This is a genomic window from Streptomyces sp. NBC_01351 (genome assembly GCF_036237315.1).
Lineage (GTDB): Bacteria > Actinomycetota > Actinomycetes > Streptomycetales > Streptomycetaceae > Streptomyces.
In genome coordinates, this window is sequence record NZ_CP108356.1 from 3,125,742 (window position 1) to 3,146,306 (window position 20,565).

The 20,565-nt window shown below is 69.3% G+C and carries 27 protein-coding genes and 2 pseudogenes; 6 read left to right on the top strand and 23 right to left on the bottom strand.

The features are described from left to right. Positions 1-8 precede the first annotated feature (8 nt). A complete protein-coding gene (locus OG625_RS13930) occupies positions 9-413 on the bottom strand; it encodes an ATP-binding protein (RefSeq protein WP_329379960.1) in 405 nt (134 codons plus the stop codon). Between OG625_RS13930 and OG625_RS13935 the strand changes: the two are divergent. The 3 genes and pseudogenes from OG625_RS13935 to OG625_RS13945 form a co-directional block, all read left to right on the top strand. Beyond that, positions 379-540 (top strand): annotated as a pseudogene (locus OG625_RS13935) (Scr1 family TA system antitoxin-like transcriptional regulator); the annotation flags it as partial. The gene OG625_RS13930 and the pseudogene OG625_RS13935 overlap by 35 nt on opposite strands. 14 nt (positions 541-554) lie before the next feature. Next, the gene (locus OG625_RS13940) at positions 555-848 is read left to right on the top strand and encodes a glycine cleavage system protein H (protein ID WP_329379963.1); all 294 of its coding nucleotides are present in this window, start codon (positions 555-557) and stop codon (positions 846-848) included. A gap of 401 nt (positions 849-1,249) precedes the next feature. After that, a pseudogene (locus OG625_RS13945) lies at positions 1,250-1,378 on the top strand (DUF1772 domain-containing protein); the annotation flags it as partial. Between the two features lie 55 nt (positions 1,379-1,433). Here OG625_RS13945 and OG625_RS13950 read toward each other — a convergent pair. The 4 genes from OG625_RS13950 to OG625_RS13965 form a co-directional block, all read right to left on the bottom strand. Further along, entirely contained in the window at positions 1,434-1,946 is a 513-nt protein-coding gene (locus OG625_RS13950; protein ID WP_329379966.1) for a hypothetical protein, read from the bottom strand. Between the two features lie 97 nt (positions 1,947-2,043). Further along, positions 2,044-3,369: a hypothetical protein gene (locus OG625_RS13955; protein ID WP_329379969.1), complete on the bottom strand. Its 1,326-nt coding sequence runs from the start codon at positions 3,367-3,369 to the stop codon at positions 2,044-2,046. Between the two features lie 142 nt (positions 3,370-3,511). Continuing rightward, on the bottom strand, positions 3,512-3,718 hold the full coding sequence (locus tag OG625_RS13960; RefSeq protein WP_329390655.1) for an RICIN domain-containing protein: 207 nt from the start codon (positions 3,716-3,718) through the stop codon (positions 3,512-3,514). Between the two features lie 575 nt (positions 3,719-4,293). Next, on the bottom strand, positions 4,294-4,797 hold the full coding sequence (locus tag OG625_RS13965) for an ATP-binding protein (protein WP_329379972.1): 504 nt from the start codon (positions 4,795-4,797) through the stop codon (positions 4,294-4,296). A 259-nt stretch (positions 4,798-5,056) separates the two neighbouring features. Between OG625_RS13965 and OG625_RS13970 the strand changes: the two genes are divergently transcribed. The 3 genes from OG625_RS13970 to OG625_RS13980 are packed head-to-tail and all read left to right on the top strand — an operon-like array spanning position 5,057 to position 6,712. Further along, on the top strand, positions 5,057-5,908 hold the full coding sequence (locus OG625_RS13970) for a helix-turn-helix domain-containing protein (RefSeq protein ID WP_329379976.1): 852 nt from the start codon (positions 5,057-5,059) through the stop codon (positions 5,906-5,908). Between the two features lie 10 nt (positions 5,909-5,918). Further along, a complete protein-coding gene (locus OG625_RS13975) occupies positions 5,919-6,116 on the top strand; it encodes a hypothetical protein (RefSeq protein WP_329379979.1) in 198 nt (65 codons plus the stop codon). 29 nt (positions 6,117-6,145) lie between these two features. Then, on the top strand, positions 6,146-6,712 hold the full coding sequence (locus OG625_RS13980; protein WP_329379982.1) for a DUF3887 domain-containing protein: 567 nt from the start codon (positions 6,146-6,148) through the stop codon (positions 6,710-6,712). A 104-nt stretch (positions 6,713-6,816) separates the two neighbouring features. On the opposite strand, the gene OG625_RS13985 is transcribed toward OG625_RS13980, so the two are convergent. The 18 genes from OG625_RS13985 to OG625_RS14070 all read right to left on the bottom strand — a co-directional run bounded on the left by OG625_RS13985 (position 6,817) and on the right by OG625_RS14070 (position 20,308). Continuing rightward, positions 6,817-7,023 (bottom strand): hypothetical protein, encoded by a 207-nt coding sequence (locus OG625_RS13985; RefSeq protein ID WP_329379985.1) that lies wholly within the window; start codon positions 7,021-7,023, stop codon positions 6,817-6,819. 71 nt (positions 7,024-7,094) lie between these two features. After that, on the bottom strand, positions 7,095-8,552 hold the full coding sequence (gene tnpB, locus OG625_RS13990) for an IS607 family element RNA-guided endonuclease TnpB (protein WP_329379988.1): 1,458 nt from the start codon (positions 8,550-8,552) through the stop codon (positions 7,095-7,097). Continuing rightward, the gene (locus OG625_RS13995) at positions 8,549-9,127 is read right to left on the bottom strand and encodes an IS607 family transposase (protein WP_329379991.1); all 579 of its coding nucleotides are present in this window, start codon (positions 9,125-9,127) and stop codon (positions 8,549-8,551) included. Before OG625_RS13995 ends, tnpB begins: the two co-directional genes overlap by 4 nt. A 255-nt stretch (positions 9,128-9,382) precedes the next feature. After that, a complete protein-coding gene (locus OG625_RS14000) occupies positions 9,383-9,850 on the bottom strand; it encodes a GNAT family N-acetyltransferase (protein ID WP_329379994.1) in 468 nt (155 codons plus the stop codon). A gap of 175 nt (positions 9,851-10,025) precedes the next feature. After that, positions 10,026-10,526 (bottom strand): hypothetical protein, encoded by a 501-nt coding sequence (locus OG625_RS14005; RefSeq protein WP_329379997.1) that lies wholly within the window; start codon positions 10,524-10,526, stop codon positions 10,026-10,028. Positions 10,527-10,532: 6 nt separating this feature from the next. Further along, the gene (locus tag OG625_RS14010; RefSeq protein ID WP_329380000.1) at positions 10,533-11,171 is read right to left on the bottom strand and encodes an OmpA family protein; all 639 of its coding nucleotides are present in this window, start codon (positions 11,169-11,171) and stop codon (positions 10,533-10,535) included. Positions 11,172-11,175: 4 nt separating this feature from the next. Beyond that, entirely contained in the window at positions 11,176-11,760 is a 585-nt protein-coding gene (locus OG625_RS14015) for a hypothetical protein (protein WP_329380003.1), read from the bottom strand. 31 nt (positions 11,761-11,791) lie between these two features. Continuing rightward, positions 11,792-12,409, bottom strand: a complete 618-nt coding sequence (locus OG625_RS14020; RefSeq protein WP_329380006.1) for a pilus assembly protein TadG-related protein — start codon at positions 12,407-12,409, stop codon at positions 11,792-11,794. Next, positions 12,406-12,606, bottom strand: coding sequence for a hypothetical protein (locus OG625_RS14025; protein ID WP_329380008.1), 201 nt, complete (start codon positions 12,604-12,606; stop codon positions 12,406-12,408). Before OG625_RS14025 ends, OG625_RS14020 begins: the two co-directional genes overlap by 4 nt. Before the next feature lie 110 nt (positions 12,607-12,716). Continuing rightward, positions 12,717-13,403 (bottom strand): response regulator transcription factor, encoded by a 687-nt coding sequence (locus tag OG625_RS14030; RefSeq protein ID WP_329380010.1) that lies wholly within the window; start codon positions 13,401-13,403, stop codon positions 12,717-12,719. A gap of 3 nt (positions 13,404-13,406) precedes the next feature. After that, positions 13,407-14,297, bottom strand: coding sequence for a DUF5936 domain-containing protein (locus tag OG625_RS14035; RefSeq protein ID WP_329390657.1), 891 nt, complete (start codon positions 14,295-14,297; stop codon positions 13,407-13,409). 19 nt (positions 14,298-14,316) lie between these two features. Beyond that, positions 14,317-15,255, bottom strand: a complete 939-nt coding sequence (locus OG625_RS14040; RefSeq protein ID WP_329380012.1) for a type II secretion system F family protein — start codon at positions 15,253-15,255, stop codon at positions 14,317-14,319. Then, positions 15,252-16,613 carry a CpaF family protein gene (locus OG625_RS14045; RefSeq protein ID WP_329380016.1) on the bottom strand — a complete coding sequence of 454 codons (1,362 nt, stop codon included), beginning with the start codon at positions 16,611-16,613 and terminating at the stop codon, positions 15,252-15,254. Before OG625_RS14045 ends, OG625_RS14040 begins: the two co-directional genes overlap by 4 nt. Continuing rightward, a complete protein-coding gene (locus tag OG625_RS14050) occupies positions 16,610-17,005 on the bottom strand; it encodes a TadE/TadG family type IV pilus assembly protein (RefSeq protein ID WP_329380019.1) in 396 nt (131 codons plus the stop codon). Before OG625_RS14050 ends, OG625_RS14045 begins: the two co-directional genes overlap by 4 nt. A 1-nt stretch (position 17,006) precedes the next feature. Then, positions 17,007-17,390 carry a TadE/TadG family type IV pilus assembly protein gene (locus tag OG625_RS14055; protein WP_329380023.1) on the bottom strand — a complete coding sequence of 128 codons (384 nt, stop codon included), beginning with the start codon at positions 17,388-17,390 and terminating at the stop codon, positions 17,007-17,009. A 3-nt stretch (positions 17,391-17,393) separates the two neighbouring features. Then, positions 17,394-18,671, bottom strand: a complete 1,278-nt coding sequence (locus tag OG625_RS14060) for an AAA family ATPase (RefSeq protein WP_329380026.1) — start codon at positions 18,669-18,671, stop codon at positions 17,394-17,396. 7 nt (positions 18,672-18,678) lie between these two features. Then, a complete protein-coding gene (gene cpaB, locus OG625_RS14065) occupies positions 18,679-19,386 on the bottom strand; it encodes a Flp pilus assembly protein CpaB (RefSeq protein WP_329380029.1) in 708 nt (235 codons plus the stop codon). A gap of 46 nt (positions 19,387-19,432) precedes the next feature. After that, positions 19,433-20,308 carry a hypothetical protein gene (locus OG625_RS14070; protein ID WP_329380032.1) on the bottom strand — a complete coding sequence of 292 codons (876 nt, stop codon included), beginning with the start codon at positions 20,306-20,308 and terminating at the stop codon, positions 19,433-19,435. Positions 20,309-20,565 lie beyond the last annotated feature (257 nt).

Genomic DNA, 20,565 nt, shown 5'->3' on the forward strand with positions numbered 1-20,565 from the left:
TCCGACGGTCAGCCGAGGTACGTGGCGGCCCCGGCCCGGGGCAGGTTCGCCCACGTACGGGTCCCGCCGCCGGGCTCCCGGGACTCCCCGAAGCCCCAGGCCCCGCCACAGTCCCGGACCACCGCGCCCATGACGCGCAGGGCGGCCCGGCGGCGGGCCTCGCAGTGGGCGGCGAGGCGGGGGTGGGCGTGGGGCGCGTGGCCGTCGTAGACGGTGAGGCGGAGGGCGTCGTCGCGGTAGCGGACGGAGAGGTACAGACTCCGCCCCGGGTCCAAACGCCAGCCTGCCGCGACCAGTTCGCCGGTGACCTGCTCGGCGGCGGGCGCGAGCGGGTCGAGCCGGTAGGCCTGCAGGACCGAGCGGACGGCCGCCCGCGCGATCTGGGCCGAGGGGCCCGTCCCCCAGCTGGACACCGTCCAGGTCGATAGCACGCACGGGCCCGGATACGTGCACGCTGAGGCACAGTTGGCCAAGTATCGAGCGCGCCTGAACTGGATGGAGCAGATCGCACTGTCCCCGCAAGGCACGCGGGACCTCATCCCGATGCCCTCGCAATGCGCCCTCCACGCCCCGACAGTTCGCGGCCGACGGAACCCGCTGTCGGCGACCGGTTCGAGGTCGGCGAACCGTTTGGCTCTGTTGAATCGGTCAAGGCTGTCACCGAGGTCTACATGCCCCTGTCCGGCCAGGTCACCGCGCCCAACGACCGGATGACTGATGAGCCCGAGCTGATCAACGACGACCCGTACGGCGACGGATGGCTGATCGAGATCAGCCTCACAAACCCGAGCACCAACGGCCTGCTGAGCGCGCAGCAGTACAACGACTTCATCACGTCAAAGGATTAGTCCCCACCCGCGTGACGGGGTCCGGCCGGGCCTCGTCACGCTCCTCACTCAATGGCGGGTGCGGCCGCGTTCGGCGAGCAGACTGACGGCCGCTACCAGCTCGGCTTCGTCCGCTCGAGGACAGCCTCCAGGGCTTGTAGGCAGCGGGCGAAGCGCTGGTGCTCGGCGGGCTCGTCGTCGAGGTCCATGTCGGTGATGCCGACGATCCCTTCTGCAGGATCTCGCGATCCATGACGTGGAGCGATGCGCCGATCTGCGCCGACAGCTGCCGTCTCACGAGCCGACCGGCAAGATCAGTCTCACCTTGATGCCAGATCCTCGAAAGTCGACTCGCACCTGGTGAGCCCGATCCTTGGCCCGTTGACCACACACCTTCCGAGTCGCGTCACTCGATGCAACTGAGGACGTGGACCCCCGAGAGCCGGCCCGAGGACTGGAAGGAGCAGATGAACCGCTGGGACTGCTTCCACTACATCCGCGTCGCCGTCATCATCGCCTCCTTCACCCTGCTGGTCGCCGCCCTCGCCTGACCCCGCGGGACGAGTAGGCCCAAGCAAGGGGGCCGGGCCTCGGTGCGTATCGGCTCTACTTGTCGGTGGGTGCGTTGTTGACCGCGAACATGCCGCGTTCGGCGCACGGGTGGTCAGCGAACCGGGAGGACGTCCCCCCGCCCAGGCTCACCTTGTCGCCCTCTCTCGCGAAGACCTTTCCGCGCGCGTCGTAGACGACGGCCTTACCGTCCTCGACCCGGGCCGTCCATCCGTGCCCCCAGTTGAGGGCAACGGTTCCTCCGTCGGTTTCCGACTTCACGGCTATGCAGTTCTTGTCCGTGACCACCAGCGTTCCCGGGAGGAGCGCCAGCAGGCCGGCCGTGGGGTCGTCCTTTCCGCGCAGGATCATCCGGGGCGGCGCCTCGGGGTCCTTGGCCGTGCCGGTCGTCTTCCCGTTGGCGGGGACCGTCTTCGGTGTTCGGTCCGCCGGGGGTTCATCGGTGAGCGACCCGCAGCCGGTGAGCGCCGCCAGCAGCAGGATTCCCGCCACGGCCGCTACGCCACGGTGCGCGGTCCTTCTCGTCCGCATGTCGAGCTGATCTGTCATCGCACCCCGTCCGTTCGCCAGGCGCACGACTGGTGTGCGCTCGAAGGTGGGACGGCCGTGCCGCCGCAGGGGTTCCATGCGGCGGCACAGCCGCGTATCAGCCGACTTCCAGCGACACGCCCCACGTGTTCAGGACGCTGCTGATCGGCACGTAGTTGACCCACCGCGAGCACTTGATGCCCGAGGCGTCAGGGGCCACGGAACCGCACGAGTAGGTCATGGGGCCCGCTGTGATGTCCGCGCTGATGAGGATTCCCCGGGCCTGCACGCCGCCGGACACCGTCTTGAACATCGGGCCGCCGCTGTCGCCCTGGCCGGCCATGATCTGACCGGCCGGGGCCGCGACCTGGATGACGCCGACCCTCACCCCGTTCTCGTCCACGTAGACGTCGGAGTCGTCATAGACGGTGCCGCAGTGCTCGCCCGTGCTGGCACCCGAGGAGCACACCGGGTCGCCCGGCCAGTTGGAGTACCAGCTCTTCACCAGCGATGTGGAGGTGGAGGAGTGGCCGCCACGGAAGATGCGCGGCGTGGTGGCGGGCGAGTCGGACGGGTCGATCAGCATCGAGTCGATGCTGTCGATCGTCGCGACGGACGCTCCGCCCGGGGCGATGGTCTGCCCGGCCCCGTCCCGCACGGCCAGGTTTCCGGAGCGGTCACAGTGGCTCGCGCTGAGGAGCTTTCCCGTGGACCCGGCCAGCACGGCGAAACCGGTGGAACACAGGCTGCCGCCGTGGACGGTGCGGATGCCGCCCTTCCACGGCGGGGCGTCGTTGCCCCGGGACAACAGGGCGTCGCCGGCGACCCTCTCGACGCCGAGTTTCAGCGCGACGTCCGGGATGCGGGCCGCGTTGCGCAGCTCGGGCAGGGGGTCGACGGCGGCCCGGGTGCGGGCGGCGACGCCCACGGTGACGCCGCTGCCGTCGGCGTTCAGCTCGCTCCAGGTGATGCCGAGGCGGGTGGCGGCGGGGTGGTTGAGCAGCTGTGTGCGGGCGGCTTCGGCTTCGGCGCGCGAATACTTCGCCCCGGTGCGGATCGTGACCGTGACGCCGTAGGGGCGGGAGCCGGCGTAGGCGGTGACGTCGGCCGGCGGCGTGCCCTTCCACAGCACGGTGATCGCCCTGCCCGGGTAGTCGGTTTCCTGGCGGGTGAATCCGCGGTCCGCCCCCAGCTCGTAGAGGCGTTCCGCGACGACGGGTATGACGTCGTCGGCCGGGGCGGTGGCATCGAGCCCGGCGGGAAGCGGTCCGGGCTTCGCGGTCCAGGTCGACCGGTCGGGCGCCGCGTAGGTGGCGGCAGCCTTCTGCCCGGGCTGCGAGAGCGTGGGGCCGTCCGGCTGAGGTGCGGCAGTGCCGGGGGTGATCCCCAGCGCGAGCGTCAGCGCGACCGCGCCGAGCGTTACGGGTAAGAGTCTGCGTTTCACGTGTCCTCCGAGGTGGATCAGCGGTGCCAGCGCTGGTAGTTGCCTGAGTTGCACGTCCCCACGCAGAGGGCCGGGACGTGGTTGCTGTCCAGACATTTGCTGTGCCGGCGGTTCTGGAAGCGGCAGCCGTACGAGTTTCTGGTCAGCGCGAACTCTTGGTAGCGGCCGTCGTGGCAGGGTTCATGCGCACCCCGTTGCCGTTCACGTCCAGGCACTTGAGAGTGGACGACTGCTTGATCCGGTAGGAGCCGCTCGCCTTCTTCTCCAGCGCCCACTGCTGGTAGTTGCAGCTGTGCATGTGTGCCGCGGCGCCGTTGCCGTACAGGCCGTAGCCGGTCGACGTGTTGATGAGCTAGCCGTAGGTCGCAGCCGAGGGCGGCGCGGTGGCCAGCCGCAGATGCGCCCCCGTCGCCGCGGCTACACCGCCGACGGCGGTCAGGCTGGGCAGCTTGAACTTCAGCATGTTCGTTCCCCCCTACCAAAGATTGACGAGGTCATGCCCCCGCACAGCGGGAGCCGCCGATCCTGCGCCGATCGTCGAGCCGTGAATCTAGGCGGGCCCCGGGTGAACGCCTAGGTTCTACCTGCACAGTGACGCGGCCCGCCGGTGCCGGATCGCACAGTCGGCCTGGCCGTCCCCCCTCGCGGTGGAGCCATGTCGGAGAGCGCGCATGAGCGGCCCCTACGCTCCTGTTGTGCGGGCTACGGGCACGGCATTGGCGTCGGACCGTACGACCGCCGGCAGCGTGCGGGTCGACCATTGCCCAGGTAAAGAAGTCTGGCTGCAGGGCCATCATGACGGTCTGGCTGGTCTCCTGGCGGCGCGGCTCAGACGGGTGCGGGGGTGCCGGATCCGCTCATGCCATGCGGCAGGAGCCGACGACGCGTGCCGCGACCAGCCGGCCCCCGCTGATGACGAGGCCCTCAGGCGGGGAGGTAGCCGGCGGCCCCGGCCCGGGGCAGGTTCGCCCACGTACGGGTCCCGCCGCCGGGCTCCCGGGACTCCCCGAAGCCCCAGGCCCCGCCACAGTCCCGGACCACCGCGCCCATGACGCGCAGGGCGGCCCGGCGGCGGGCCTCGCAGTGGGCGGCGAGGCGGGGGTGGGCGTGGGGGCTGTGGCCGTCGTAGACGGTAAGGCGGAGGGCGTCGTCGCGGTAGCGGACGGAGAGGTACAGGCTCCGCCCGGGGTCCAAGCGCCAGCCTGCGGCGACCAGTTCGCCGGTCACCTGCTCGGCGGCGGGCGCGAGCGGGTCAAGCCGGTAGGCGTGCAGGACCGAACGGACGGCCGCCCGCGCGATCTGCGCGCTGAGCGGCTCCCCGGGGATGGTGAGGCTGCACGTGAGCGTGTCGAGCGCGGGTTCGCCTGCCGGCTGGGCGGGCGCGGGCGGGGAGGAGGGGCAGGCGGTGAAGGGGTGGGTGGTGGACATCGCGACTCCCTGAGGTCTGGGTGGACTACGGCGAGTTCGACGCGCACGGGTGGCTGACGCGGGTGCGGGGAGCGTGGCTCGTCGCCGAGGCCCGAGGCATGCTGCGGCGATGCACTTCAACTCCCCTGCGTGAGCAGTGCGTTACCTAATGTAGCGCGCTGGTGCACATTTTTACACCGGGCTACGAAAATGCGGGCTCGGTGGCCACCGCGGTGCCCAGCGGGGCAGACTGCGAGCGCACAGCCAGAGGGAGGATGACGTGGGGGCCAGAACTTCGCCGACCGAGCGGCAGCGCCGACTGGGTGCAGAGCTCAAGCGGATGCGCACGGCTGCGGGCGTGTCCACGGAGACCGCGATCGGGCTGCTCAGAGTCGACCGGTCCCGCCTCTCGCAGATCGAGCAGGGCTACCGCGCCATCAGCGCCGAGCGTCTACGCACTCTGGCCTGCAATTGCGACTGCGCGGACGAGGCGTACATCGAGGCCCTCGTGGCGATGGCCGAGCCCAGCCGGCGGGCTTGGTGGGACCGCTATCGGGGCAGCCTGCCCGCCCAACTCCTCGACATCGCCGAGCTGGAGGGTCACTCGCCGCACCTGCGCACCGCGCTCGCGGTGCACATCCCCGGGCTGCTCCAGACCTTCGACCACGCCCTCGCAGTCTTCGGCGTCGCCGTGCCCCAGCTACCGGAGCAGGAGCTCGCACTGCGGCTGGAGTTCCGGCTGCAACGCCAACGGGTACTCGATGGCGCTACGCCGGCCCGGTACACCGGAATCGTGCACGAAGCGGCCCTGCGGATGCAGTTCGGCGGACCGCAAGTGGCGAAGGCACAGCTGGGACACCTGCTGCGAAAGTCCGAGCAGGACAACATCACCCTGCTCGCCATCCCGTTCAGCGCGGGCGCCTTCCCCGGCTCGGGACAGACCCTGACCTACGCCGAGGGGCCCGTGCCCCAGCTGGACACGGTCCAGGTCGACAGCACGCACGGGCCCGAATACGTGCACGCTGAGGCACAGTTGGCAAAATATCGGGCGCACTTGGACTGGATGGAGCAGATCACGCTGTCCCCGCAAGGCACGCGGGACCTCATCCACTCCATCGCGCAAGAACTCTGAGGGAGCAGTCATGCCGGACATCACCTGGGAAGAGCCGTACTGCGCCGAAGGCAGCGCCTGCTACCGGATAGGTACGGACGGGGACGGCAACAGCTACATCGCCATCGCCGGCCAGGAGGACACCTACCTCACCGACACCACCGCCGCCCTCCGCCAACTGATCCGGGACATCAAGGCCGGCAAGGCCGACCACCTCCTGGCCGAATAGAGCGGATACCCGGCGCCCTCCTCCCCGGCATGCAGGGGGAGAGCAAGTGCAGCAAGATGGACGTATCCGGACCTGCCCAGCTGGAGAGAGCCGTGGTCCTGATGCCCGACGAACACACAACGCCCAGGAGCAAGCAGCAAGCGGTCCGGGCGGTAGCGACCGTCACGCTGGCCGCCTACGCGCTGCTGTCGGCCAACGGATCCGCGGTGGCCGCGATGCAGTCACACGCCACCACGACGGTCGCGGCCCCAGCCGCGCCGGCGGCTCCGGCTCAGACCCAGTACGACCGGATCGCCCTCCAGATACTGAACGACATCGTGAGCGGCGACTTCGCAGCGGCCACAGCTCACTTTGATGCGAGAACGCGCAAGCAGCTGCCTCCAGCGGCCCTCGCGGAGGCCTGGGAGAGCTACCAGGATCAGTTCGGGCGCTACCAGTCACACGGGAACCCCAAGGACGTCACGTTCGGCGAGTTCACCGTGGTCAACGTGCCGCTGAGCATGGAACGCCGGCCCGGTGAGTTCCGCGTGACCTTCCACGAGGATGGAACCGTCGCCGGCCTGTGGTTCCTCGGAACAGGAACACCGATCTCGTAATTCGACCTGGATTCCCGGCCCCCGGCCCGCACCCGAGCCCTGGCACCGACGAGTAGTACACAGAGGCCGCCCGCAGAGAGCGGGCGGCCTCTGTATTCACGCGGTCAGCTGGGCCCGACCCAGCCCTCGGCGCTCTCGTCAGTGTCCGCCGGGGCGGCGGTCGGGCCTAGCCATTCCTGCTCGGCGTCCTCCGGCGCGACTCCCGGACCGCTCCACGCCGCCTCCGGCTCGGCCGGCGCGGCGAGCGGGCCGTGATCGTCCGGGTGCTGGACGTTCTCGGCGGACGCTTCCTCGGGTGCGTTCTCTGCCATGGTTCCGCTGCTTTGATCATCAAGTGATCTCAGCAATCCCGGTGTTTCCGCCGGAATGGTCCGTAACGGTGTCACCAGAGCGCGAGTTGCGTCCTGGTGGCCTGTTGACGGTCTCCCGTTTCCTTCCCTGCCCGGGGGCTGGGGATTGTGCCACCTGCCCGCCCCGTCCCGGCCTTGCGGCGCGGGCGGGTGGTACGGGTCTTGCGGTCGGCTCCACGGGGCTTCGACTCCGCCTTGGCGAGGTCCAGGTCTCCGGCCACTCCGGTACCTGTCGTGCGGGCCGCGAGGGCCACCAGGTTGCGTCCCGCGTTCGCGTCCCGGTCAAGGACGAGGCCGCAGTTGTCGCACCCGAAGACACGCACGCTGAGGGGCAGCTTGGCTTTCACCACACCGCAGCGGGAGCAGGTCTTCGAGGAGGGATACCAGCGGTCGGCGACGACGAGTCGCGTGCCGTGCCGACGGGTCTTGTAGGCGAGCTGGCGTCGGATCTCGCCAAACGCGGCATCCGCGACGCGGCGGGACAGGCGACGGTTACGGCCCATTCCGGCGACGTTGAGATCTTCGACGACGATCGTGCCGTACTCGGATGCGAGGCGGGTCGTCATCTTGTGGAGGGTGTCCTCACGCAGGTTCGCGACCCGGTGATGGATCTTGCTCCGCACCTGGTTGGCCTTCTCCCAGCGTTTCGACGGCTGCTGCCCGGTGCGCCGGTCGGGGCCGCGCCGGCGGGAGACGACCCGGCTGGCGCGGCGCAGCTGTTTCCGGGCACGGTCGAGGTGGCGCGGGTTCGGTTCCTCGCTGAGGACACCGTCGCTGTCGGCGAGGACCGCGAGGGTCTTGATGCCGAGGTCGATACCGACCGCCGCGTCCGGACGGGCCACTTTCACCAGCTGGTGCTTCTGTTCGACCTGGAGGGACACGAACCAGCGGCCCCGGTCCAGGCAGGCGGTCGCGGACAGGATCCGCATGTTCCCCGCGTCGATGAGAGCTCGCAGGTCGGCTCGGTTCTCGTGGAGGCGGACGGTCCCGATCCTGGGCAGGGTGATGTGGCGTCCGTCAGGCTCGATGCGGATCGTGCCGGTGGTGAACCGGCAGCTCAGGCGCGCTTTCCGTTTCGACTTGAACCGGGGGACGCCCATCTTCGCGCCCTTGCGCTTGCCGCTCTTCGACTTCGCGTAGTTATCGAATGCCGCCGACGCGCCCGCCAGACCGGTGTTGTACGCCTCCTTTGAGTTCTCCTCCCACCAGCCGGCGAAGCGCGCGTTGGTGTGCTTGTCCTCGTTGAACGCCTTCCGCAGCGAGGACAGCGACCACGACCGCCACTCGGTGAGCTGCTCCTCGGGAACGCCGTACGACTGCTCGGCCTTGCGCTGCCACCACACGGCGGTGATGTACGCGACCGCCCAGTTGTACGCGGCCCGCGCCCCACCTCCGTGCGAGTGCAGGTGGCGGTTGGTCGTGGCGTTCGGGTCCAGCGCGAGCTTGTGCGCAAGGACGGTGAAGCCCGACCGCGGCTTGAACTTCTTCATCCGGCCGCCTCCGGGCCGGTGGCGACGGCAACGGCCCGGGCGGCGCGATCCTTCGCAGAACGGCGGCCGTACAGGCGGGCGCACATCGAGGTCAGGACCTCGGTGATGTCCCGTACAAGGTCGTCGGCGGTCTCCGCCGCATCGAGGACAACCAGTCGCCGTCCCGTGGCCGAGAGAGCGGCTTCCAAGTGCTCGACGCCGAACCGGGCGAGGCGGTCTCGGTGCTCGACCACGATCGTCCCCACACCCGGGTCGGCGAGCAAGCGGTGCAGCTTGCGGCGGCGCCCGTTCAAGCCGGAGCCGACCTCCGTCACCACGTCAGCGACGGCGAGCCCCTGGGCCGTTGCTCCCTGCACGGTCCGGGCGACCTGACGCTCCAGGTCCGCCTTCTGGTGACCGGACGAGACACGGCAGTACGCCACGACCCGCCCAGCGGCCTGCGGGGCGGGCTCGGTCACGAGCCATGTACCGGACGGCGTCTGAACGACCGGGACCGGCATACGGCCCTCTTTCGCCCAGGTCCACGCGGTCTGGTAATGCACGCCGTTGCGCGCCGCCCACTCGGAAAGCTTCACGACACCAAGTTATTCACTGAGAATGCTGGATATCCACTGAAAGAATTGGGAACTGTTGTTCACCCCCTTGGCTTCGATTGCCTGTCGTACTCCTGTACGGGGCTGGACGCACTGCGGCGCGGAAGGGGTTCCTTCAGGGTGGCGGCGCGGGAAGAGTCGTTGGTCCGGGCCCCGAATCCCATCCGGCGCATACGAAGACCTGTGGCGGTGGACGACACCGACGGGCGCGGCGCCTGGGCGGGTCGCCAGAGGGGTTCATCTCAGCGTGAGCAGCACCTCGTCGATCTCGCCGCCGCGTGCTTGGCCGAAGCCCCTGCCGTGCCCGGTAATGACGAAGCCGCACTTTTCCAGTACGCGAATCGAACCGGCATTGTCGGCTGCTGCGTGGGCGTGCAACGGCCGGGCGTCGACGAGGTCGACCAGCGCCGAGAGCGCCGCCGTGGCAATGCCGCGGCCCCAGTGCTTTCGGTCGATCCAGTACGTGACCTCGCGCTCGTCCGGCGGCCCGTACACCGCAACATGGCCGACCACCTCGCCGTCGGCAAGCACGGTGCGCAGCAGGACATCGGGGTTGGAACGGATCCGCGTCCAGTGGCTGTCGAAGTGATCCCTGTCGTAGTGGTACTCCCTGGTGACAGCGGCCACGTGCTGCGCCTCGGGGTCAGACAGGTGCTCCCAGAAGATGGGCAGGTCACTGTCGATCACTTCACGGAGGGAGATCATTCGGGCGGTGGCTCCTGGGGCTGGGCGAGAGCGTGACGTCTGAGAGCTGATCAAATTCACCGAGTGTACGCCTGGCCCCACGGCCCGGCCCGTGGCCATCGCCGCCCTTGGGGCGGTGCGGGAGCATCGGTGACGCCGGGCAACGTGGCGGGCCCGGGCGCCCGCCCGCAAGGCCCTATCGGGTGGCGGCGGGCCGTCGGCCCGCCTGCTCCAGCTCACGCAGCCGCCGGCTCGCCGCGTTGCGGACGCGGCGGGTCCGTCCGAACTCGGCGAGCATCGCGAGGGCATCGGACGAGGTCACGATCTGCGTGGTCGAGGCCATGCGCTGGAACCAGTCGGATGCCCCGAGGACGGCAACGGGGGCCCACGGCTCGCCCAGGGCGAGCGCCCTGAGCAGGGTCCACTCGTGCAGGCGGCGGGTGAGGAACAACCCGCGATCGGCGATCAACGGCTCCATGGTGCGGGCCCACTCGGCGAACCGGGGGCCGGTCAGCAGGTCGGTGGCCCGCCGCTCCATGTGGAGGGCCACCGCGCTGTCCGCCATGCCGGGGTACTCGTACTCGTCACGCAGCACGTCCCTGACCAGCCGGGCCTCGTCCGCCTCGGTGACGGCCTCCAGGGCGCGCAGGTAGGTGGCGTAGCGCCGGTGCTCGGGAGGCTCGTCATCGACGTCCAACGGCCGTCAGCCGCCGACGCTGCGGGGGAAGGTGATCTCGACGCGGCGGTTCTTCTTGCGGCCTTCTTCGGTGCCGTTGTCCGCGATCGGGTAGTCCTCGCTGTAACCCCGGACGTCGAAGACGACGCTGGGGTTGGTGACGGTCTTGGCGAGCTCCGCTTGTACGGCGTCGGCGCGCTGCTTGGAGAGCTCCTTGCCATGTTCGTAGCTGCCCTGGTCGTCGGTGAAGCCGAAGACGCGGATGCGGGTCGCCTTCTGGGTGTTGATCTCGTTGGCGATGGCCTGGATGCGGGCTGCGGCCTGGGAGTTGAAGACGGCACTGTTCTCTGGGAAGAGGACCTCGGATTGCAGCGCCATCATGACGGTCTGGTTGGTCTCCTGGCGCCGCTCCTCGCCGCCGAGGTCTTCGACGACTTCGGCGATGTCCAGCACCTTGACGGGCGCGAGGGTGCCGCCCTGGGGGATCTTGAGACCGGGCGCGTTGGAGTCGATGGCGACGGGCGGGGAGGCGGACGGCTCGGTGCCGGGGGGTATGGACGGCTTGACCTCGTCGGCGTGGGCGCTGGTCGCACCGACGAAATGGGCTCCGGCGATGATGAGACCGACGACGGTCGTTGCGGCGGTGGTGCGGTGGCTTTTTGTCATGGGGTCACCCAGAGATTTTGACGGTGGCCGTGGCGAAGGTCGGCAGGCTGAAGTCCACCTCGGTAGTACCGGTCGGTGGTGCCGGGAACTGGGCGAAGAACGGGACAACCTGACCGGCCTCAATGATGGCCAGCCCGGTGGTGCACAGGCACCGGCCCTCCGTGTCGCGAAGCACGTAGTAGCGCTTCTTTCCTGCTTTGTCGACCAGGGTCACACCCGCGACGGATACGCCGCTGGCGTTGAGTTCGTTCCCCCGCCAGGGCGCCGTATTCACGAACGGTGCCGTTCCTGTGTTCTTGAGCTGACCGCTGACGGTCAGAAAGCCTCCGGCTTCACGGGCGGCCGAATTGATCGTCAGGACCATCCCGCCCTCCCCACTCACCGTCGCAAGGACCTCCGTCGAGGTTGGCGTCGCAGCAGGAGCAGAGCTCTGTGTGCTGCCAGCCTGAGACTGCGACGGCTGAGGCTTCGCCTCAGCCTTGGGCTTGTTGCCGTCTCCGCCACCGCATCCGGCCAACGTGAGGGCCAACACCGCCGCAACCGCTACGGCCGCTCCCCCCTGGACCTTCACCATCTGCCGCATGCTCATTTGCGCCGCTTCCTCATTCCGTCATTCGTAGTCAGTCGACCAGTCGCACGGCAAAGAGTTTCCTTGCCAGTGTGCTCCACGGTTCGGGCTTCGCAGGATCGAACTTGATGACGCCACCCTTGCATTTGATCTCGACGGAGCTGGGCTTCTCCTCCCCGCCGGGTGACGGTGACGGTTCGGCGACGGGCGCGCCCAACTGGCAGCGCGGTTCGATGACTGCCGTGGCATTGCCCGTACCGTGCCGGCCGCTGACTCCTGGAACCACAGAGTCTCCGACCGTGCCCGTGGTCTTCGCTTCGACCCTGAATCGTGGCGGATCTGCAAAACAGTCGGCCGTCGCGTCGTTCTTCGCCGCGAAGTCCCGCGCTGCGCCGCAGGCTCCACCCGCATACAAAAGGTCGCCCTCAAGGACCTTCTTCCAGTCCTCGGGCTTGAGCGTGAGCAGATCAATCCCTGGCACGAGGTGGTCCCTGGCATCACCAGCCGCTGCCAACGCCGCAGCGTCAGCAGCACCCTGTGCGTCGCTCCGGACGATCGACGCCTGTCCGACGGCGAAGAACGCCAAGGCAGCGAAGAGCAGACCTGCCACCACCACAACGTAAATAGGGAAGGCCTGCCCGCGCTCGTCGCGCGACCTCAGCCGGCTCACCTGCCCGCGGTGATACTCGCGACCGCAGCTGTGATCTTGGTAGTGATGGCCTGCCCGATACCCGTACCGATGATCGCCCCGATGATGACCACGACGACCAGGATGATCCCCAGGTATTCGAACGCCGTCTGGCCGCGATCTCCCGTGCCTCTCCTCGCGTACCGCTTCCGCATCCTCGCCAGGGTGTTCTGCAACATGAAAGTTCCCTCCTGGGCCGGTGCCACTGCTGGTTTGCGGACGGTACGGCGAGTTACCTCTCGTAACCAAGGGTCTCGGGACCCAAATACGGACCCACTGCGCACTCCGTCTACCCATGACCGGTCACTCCTGGACGGGCGGTTCCCAGCCAGCGGGCTATCGCCTCGCTCCGCGTCGCACTCTGGAGCTTCGCGAAGATCCGGTTGATGTGGTTCTTGACCGTCTTCTCGGTGATGAAGCAGCTGGAAGCGATCTGCTGATTGCTCATCCCGGACGCGATCAGATCCATGATCTCCCCCTCCCGCGAACTCAGCCCAAATATCACAGAGTTAGAAAGGCGCTCAGAAGACTGTGGCACATCTCGTTGCGGATGCGAAGAGGCCCGAAGCTCCGCAAGCAACACGCTCGCCGCCGCCGGGGTGAAGTGGGGCCGCCCACCAGGCACGTCACGTACCGCCCGCAACAGCTCGTCAGTCGTGAACTCGCCATGCACGAGGTAGCCGCCGGCCCCCAACAACAAGGCCTCCCGCACGATTTCGGCCTCTTGGCTGTAAGTCAGCATCAGCACTGGTGCCAGCTGCACCAGGTGTGGCAGGGCGGAGATGCCGTCCACGCCCGGCATCCGAACGTCCAGCAGAACCACGTCGGGCGCATGCCGACGGGTCAGGCTCAGCGCCTCACGGCCATCTGCAGCCTGCGCTATCACCTCAATGTCCTCGGCCTCACACAGGATGGCCGCCAAGCCTGCCCTGATGACCGGGTTGTCATCGGCGATGAGCACGCTCAGTCGTGCCACGGCTCAGCCACCCCCGAACAGTGCGTCGAAGTCGACATTCGCGCCGTAGACGAAACCGCACACCAGCAGGATCAGCGTCCCCGGCAGCATGAACATGGTCACCGCGAAAGTTGCCTTCGGGACAGCCCTGGCCGCACGCCTACGAGCGTTCTGCGCGTCCGTACGCCGCATGTCCTCCGCAATCGCGATCAGTGTGTCCACGATCGGGGAGCCGAGCTCCTCGCCCTGCTGGAGCGCTGTCACGAACTGCGCCACCTGCTCGGAGTCGTTCCGTCGCCGCAGCTCATCGAAGGCCTGGCGGCGGCTGACGCCCATGTCCATTTGTTGGAGCGTGATCCGGATTTCGTCCGCCCACGGGCCCTGATACTTGTCCGCCACCCGGTCCAGCGCCTGCCGGAAGCCGAGTCCCGCGCTGACGACCACCGCGAGCACGTCCAGGAAGTCCGGCAGCGTGCGCTCGATGTGGTCACGGCGGATCCGGATCGCCGACCACAGACCGACCTCGATCCAGAACAGGCCGAACGCCACCATAAACAGCGCGGCCACGAGTTGGCCGTTGATCAGCATCGAGAAGGCACCCAGCGCACCGAGCAGCCCGTACACCGCCCGCCTCGCCGCGTACCGGTCGATCGTCAGGCCGGCCGGGTTCCCCGCCATGTCGATCTGGCGGCGCTTGCGGGCCACCCGGTTCGGGCCCATCGCGCTCAGAACCATCGGCGCCCAACGGATGCCCATGCGGTCGATGAGCGAACCCACCGCCGTCGTACGGGTGGCACCCACCTCCAAGGCGAGCGCGAGGTCCGTAGGCAGCTTCACGTCTGCGCGGTAGAGACGGATGCCTTGGAAGGCGCCGAACACCGACAGGGCCACAGCCAGTGCGAGCAGAAGTCCGATCACGGTTGCGTCCTCACCCTCACACGTCGATCTTCGACAGCCGGCGGATGAGCAGGAAGCCCAGAGCGAAGAGCCCAAGAGAGATCAGGACCGCCGTCTGCCCAACGAACGCGCCCGTCATCCGGTCCAGCGCCCCCGGCATCATCATGTCCACCAGCAGCAGCGATCCCAGCCCGATCGCCGGCACCAAGTACGCCGTCACCGTCACCTGGGACAGCTGCGTCCGGATCTCGCGACGGGTCTCCTTGCGCTGCTCCAGCGTCACCGTCAGGTTGCGCAGGCTGTCCACGATCGCGCCGCCCGCACGGGCCGACAGGACGAGGGTCGAGACGAGCACGACCAGTTCCCGCGAGGGAAGGCGTTCCGTCAGCTCGCCCAACGAATCCTCGATGGAGTGCCCCACCGCCAGCCGGTTCGCCACGCGCCCGAGTTCCTCGCCCGCCGGGGCCTCCAGCTCCTCCGCCGCGATGCCGATGGCCGTACGCAGGGCCAGGCCGGCCTGGGTGGCGTTGGCGAGGATGCGGGCCAGGTCGGGCAGCTGGTTGATGAAGCGTTCCGTACGGCGCGAGCGCTGCCAGTTGAGGAAGGCGTTCGCCGCCCAGACGCCGATCGCGCCGGCCACCGGCCCGAAGAACGGAGCCAGCAGGGAGGACGCGATCAGCCAGACACCCGCGATCGACCCCAGCATGTAGACGAAGAACTCACCCGGTGTGAGATCCAAGCCCGTGGTCGCCAGCTTCAGTTCGATCCGGCGGCCCAGCTTCGTCTTGCGCAGCCTCCGGTCCACCCCTTGGAACCGGCGCCGCCGCCCCAGGGGCGCGGGCATGCCGCTCGCCGAGAGGCGTTCGATCAGGGCTGCGCGCTGGGCGCGGCCGGCGGCGTACGCCTGGAGGCCCAGGATCACGAACACGCAGGCCAGCAGCGTGGCGCCGAGGGTGAGGGAGATGAGTGGGTTCACAGGGCGGTCCGAGGGATGTGCGGGGTGGCGAGGGGGCCGGTCAGCGGGTCGTCGTGGAGCGCGACCCCGAAGGCCTGCGGGATGGGCTGGTTGTTCATGTAGAGGCGCTCCGCGATGCGCCGCGGCAGCGGGTAGTACTCGAAGAAGCCGTGGACGCAGCCGTCCGGCCCCATGGGCTGGGCCACGAAGCGGCAGACGGTCGTGATGCGGAAGGGCTCGCGGCCGTGCGATTCGAGGATGGAGATCTCCGTGATGCGGCGCGAGCCGTCGCCGAAGCGGGTCAGCTGGACGATGACGTTCACCGCGCTGTTGATCTGGTCCTGGAGCGCCTCGAAGGGGATCTCCACCTCCGACATGGAGGCGAGGGTCTGGAGGCGGGTGAGGGCGTCGGCGGAGCTATTGGCGTGAACCGTCGCCAGTGAGCCGTCGTGGCCCGTCGACATCGCCTGGAGCATGTCGAGGGTCTCGCCGCCTCGGACCTCGCCGACGATGATGCGGTCGGGGCGCATGCGCAGGGAGTTCCGTACGAGGTCGCGGATGGTGATCTGGCCCTTGCCCTCCACGTTCGCGGGGCGGGATTCGAGGCGGATCACGTGGGCCTGTTGGAGCTGGAGCTCGGCCGAGTCCTCGATGGTGATGATGCGCTCGCCCTCCGGGATGAGGCCGGAGAGGGCGTTGAGGAGGGTGGTCTTGCCGGTGCCGGTGGCGCCGGAGACGATCACGTTCATCTTCGCCGCGACGAGGCCGGAGAGGAGCAGGAGCATCTGCTCGTCCAGCGAACCGAGGCCGATCATCTCGTGCAGGGTGAAGGCGCGCGGGAAGCGGCGGATGGTGAGGGTGGCGCCCGTGAGGGAGAGCGGCGGGATGATGACGTTGACGCGCTCGCCGCTGGGCAGGCGTGCGTCGACCATCGGATTGGCCTCGTCCACACGGCGGTTGACGGTGGAGACGATGCGCTCGATGGTCTGCATCAGCTGGTCGTGCGAGGCGAAGCGGATGGGGAGTTGTTCGACTCGACCGGCGCGCTCTACGAAGATCTGGTCGGGGCCGTTGACCATGATTTCGGAGATCGAGGCGTCTTCGAGGAGCGGTTCGAGCACGCCGAGACCGAGGGCCTCGTCCACGACGCGGCGGATCAGCTGGGCGCGCTCGACGGTGGAGAGGACGGGCCCCTCGCGGCTGATGATGTGCCCGAGTACGCGTTCCAGCCGCGCCCGGCGCTCCGCGGGTGCGAGCGCCGACATCTCGGCGAGGTCGATCTCCTCCAGCAGCTTCGCCCGGTAGGAGGAGACCAGCCGGCCGTCCTCGCGGGGGCTGTGGCGGTCGTCGGGGGTGTTGACCCGGGAACGCAGGCTCATGGAAGGGTGCCCTTCGGGTCGTCGTTGGGCATGATCGCCGTGGCCTTGGCGTCCTTGAGATCGAGACCGGGGATGATCGAGTTGATGGGAATGGTGGCGACGGCGGTGACCGCGTCGTCGTCCTTGGTCACCTTCACCACAGCGCCGATCCCTTCCCTGACGGCCGCCACGCCCGCCGCCTCCCCGCCGCTGCCCTTGCGGGCTTCCACGCGCGCCGCCGTACGGGCAGCCGTGTCCGCCTGCTCGTGGACGTACGCGACCCAGCCCAGCTGGATCCCGCACAGTGCGACGAAGAGCAGGATCGGGACGAAGCCGATGTACTCCAGGGCCACTTGACCCCGGTCGGAGCGGATGCGTCGCCGCCTCACGTCCCTGCGCACGTCCCTCCGCATGTCACTCCGCCTCCTTCTCCAGTGACGCGCCGCCCGTGCCGTCGATCTCGCCGAAGTTGAGCCCCGGGTAGAGGACCGGGATGGCGAGAGTGACCTTGGCCCGGTAGATGTCCCCGGACTCCTCGCAGACCACCCGGAGGTTCCACGCCCCTCCGATGTGCTCCCTCGCCGCCGCGGCACAGGCCGCGTCCCCCTTCACCGCCCCCGCCCGCGCCGCCTCGTCCGCCGCGTTGCCCGCCAGCGAGAACGCGTACCCGATCAGCACGCACTCCCACACCGCCGCCACGAGCAGCAGGATCATCGGCACCATGCCGACGAACTCGATCGCCACCTGGCCCCGGTCGCCCCGGTCCCCCCGGCAGACACCCGGTCTCCGCGACGGCATCGCTCAGCCCTCCCGCCCGCGCCGCAGCCGGGCCACCGGGCCTGAGGCGCGGACCGCTATGGCCGCGCCCGCCGGCTTCGGAGACTGGCCGGTGGACTCCTCCGGCGCCGCCAGCAGGCCCAGCTCCCCCGCCAGAGCCCACAGCGCCTGCTTCACCGTCGAGCGGTTGTCCAGGTCCTGGACCCGCCCCGCGTCCACCACCGCCTGCAGTTCCTTGAAGGCGGCCGGGACCGGGGTGCGGGTCGCGCGGGTCTTGGTGATCTTCTCGATCAGGGCGGGCTGGATCTCGGTGTGCTTGCTCCAGCGGTTGACCACCATCGAGGTGTCCTCCGCCTTGCGCACCTGCAGCCGTTCCCACATCCGGACCATCCGCTTCGCCGCCCGTACCGCGACCACGTCCGGGGTGGTGACCAGCACCGCCACGTCCGCCATCTCCACCGTGGCGGCGTTCGCGCCCGTCACCTGGGTCCCGCAGTCGATGACGACGAGCTCGTAGCGGGCGCGCAGGGCGCCCACGATGTGACGGGCCGCGCGGTCGTCGACCTCCTCGCCCCGCTCGCCGTCCGCCGGTGCCAGGAGGAGGGCCAGGCCGGTGCGGTCGTCGTAGACCGCGTCCTGGAGGACCCGCGGCGAGATGTCCTGGATCCCGGCCAGGTCGGCGATGGAGCGGCGGAACTGCACGTCGAGGTAGGAGCCGACGTCGCCCGCCTGGAGGTCCATGTCGACCAGTGCCGTACGCCGCCCCGAGGCCGCGGCCGCCAACGCGAACTGGACCGCCGTGAAGGTGGTGCCCACGCCCCCCTTGGCCCCGGTGACCGTGACGACGCGCCCGCCGGGCCCCGTGAAGACGTCGGCGCCCGCGCCGCGCCCGAGGTGGCGGCGTACGCCCACGGACCACTGGGCGGCGGCCTGGACGCGGGCCGCGAGTTCCTCGTACGAGAGGGGCAGGCCGATCAGGCCGCGCGCGCCGGAGTCCATCGCGGCCGAGAAGAGGCCGGGGCCGGCGTCGGAGGAGACCAGGACGACGCCCACCGCCGGGAAGCGGAGGGCGACTTCTCGGATGAGCTCCAGTGCGGGCACCGGGCCGATCCGCTCGTGGACCAGGACCACCTCGGGGAGTTCGTCGATGGAGTCGACGGCGAGCCGGGCCAGGGTGTCGAGCAGGGTCGTCGAGTCGGCGACGGGCGCGGCCGGTTCCGCCGACGGGAGCTGGCTGAGGAGCGTGGAGATGGCGCGCGCGGCGTCCGGGTCGCCGACCGCGGGGAGGATTCGGGTGGTCATCCGCGCGTCACCTGTCCCCTTCGAGAGTGTACGTACGGTCGCCCGGGTTCGGGGCCGAGTCGGTGCCGGGGGAGACCAGGGCCAGGCGTACGTGTTCCGCGAAGGACTCGGCGTAGGCGACGCGCTGGGTGTCCTTGGTGTTCAGGGCGAAGGTGATCGGGACGGCCTCGGACGGGCCGCCCTTGCGGTCGCTGTCCTTCGTTTCGAGGGCGGTGAGCTTGCCGACGCCCAGGACGCGGGCGTTGGCGACGATGATCACCGACCGTGAGGGGTCGGTGTCCTTGGCGCCCTTGAAGGTGGCGATGATGTTGACCTTGGCGCCGGAGGTGATCTTGCCGGCGACGCCCGTGGCCGCGTCGATCATGATGGCGATCTCCTGCTCACCGGGCTGGAGCTGCGGCCGGTCGACGAACATGTCGGCCTGGAGCAGCGAGCCCTTCTTCAGGGTCGTGAGCGCGATCTTGTCCTTGAGCGCGCCCAGATCGGTGACGGCGGTGTCGGAGAGCCAGCGCTTGGGGATCTTCACTTCCTCGAACTGCCCTGCCGCGAGCGGGCTGTACGGGGCGATGTCGCCCTTGGCGCGGTACGCGACGACCTCGGCCCCGACCTTGGAGTTGACGTCGCCGATCACCACGAGGACCCCGGCGAAGGCGGCCAGGGCGCACAGGACCGACAGGATCAGCAGGATGACGCCGCGGCGCTGGCGTGAGTTCATCGGCCTTACTACCTCGCCGTTCTTCGTTCGTTGGGCGTTCGGGTGGTCAGGGTCTGGAGCGGGCCGTGCCGGCGGGAACCTGCCGGTCCGCCGGTGGCGGTGCGGCGAGCGGTGCCTGGCAGAAGCCGCAGCGGTCGCCGATGAGTTCGAGGCCGCACCAGCGGCACTGCTCGCGGCGGACCGAGGCGACGAGTTGGTAGAGCACGGACAGGTCCGGGATGCCGGCGGCGAACTCGACGAGCTTGGCCGTGCCCCAGAAGGCGGCCGAGTCGGCGGGCAGCGGGTTCTCCAGTACGCCCTGCACCTGCCAGGCCGGGGCCAGTTCGGCCGCGACCCATTCGGAGGCGAGCTGGCCGCGGGCGAAGGTGAGGTGCGTGGCGAACTCGGGGCCGGCGGGGATGACCTTGTCCTGCCCGCCCAGTTTCGCCAGGTGCGGCGTGGGGTGGGCGAGTACGGCGAACTGCGCGCTCGGCGACCAGGAGCGGGCGTGCGCCTTGAGGCCGACCGGAATCCGGTCGAGTTTGGCGACCGAGCCGAGCAGCGCGCCGGCGTAGATGTAGTGGGAGAGCAGTCGGGCCGCGGAGGCGATGACGCCGGGGCTGAAGTCGCAGACGGTGAGCTGGCGCAGCTGACGGACCAGCAGGGCCGTGCCCAGCGGCGGCAGGTCGATCGGCAGGAGGGCGATCCGGTCGGTCTCCAGGATGGCCCGCACGGTGTGCAGCCGTTGGACGGTCGCGCTCGGCAGCCAGGGCGGTACGACGGCCACGAGGTGCCCGTGCCGCTCCAGCAGGGCGCCGGTCTCGGCGAGCGCGCCGTCGAGGTCGAGCTGCCCGGGCGGGTGGAGCACGGCGGCTCCGGGCGTGTGCCGGTCGGGGGCCGGAAGTACCAGGTCTGCGCTGGTGACAGCGATGGCGGTCGGCACGCGAATCCCCCCGTTCACCCCGTACTCACCCGGTGCTTGCCCGGTACTCACCCCTGCGCGACCGCAAATCGGCGACGCGCTTCCCCCTGGAACCAGCACCATATCCGCGCCGCCCCCGGCAGGGCAGGGCCTTGGTAATTCCCATGCCGACAGCACATGTCACAGGTGACCGGAAACCCGGACAACAGGGATCGGACGACCGATCACTTCAGGCCACATTGCAAAGACTATTGACACGAGGATTGGTCTGGACCAAC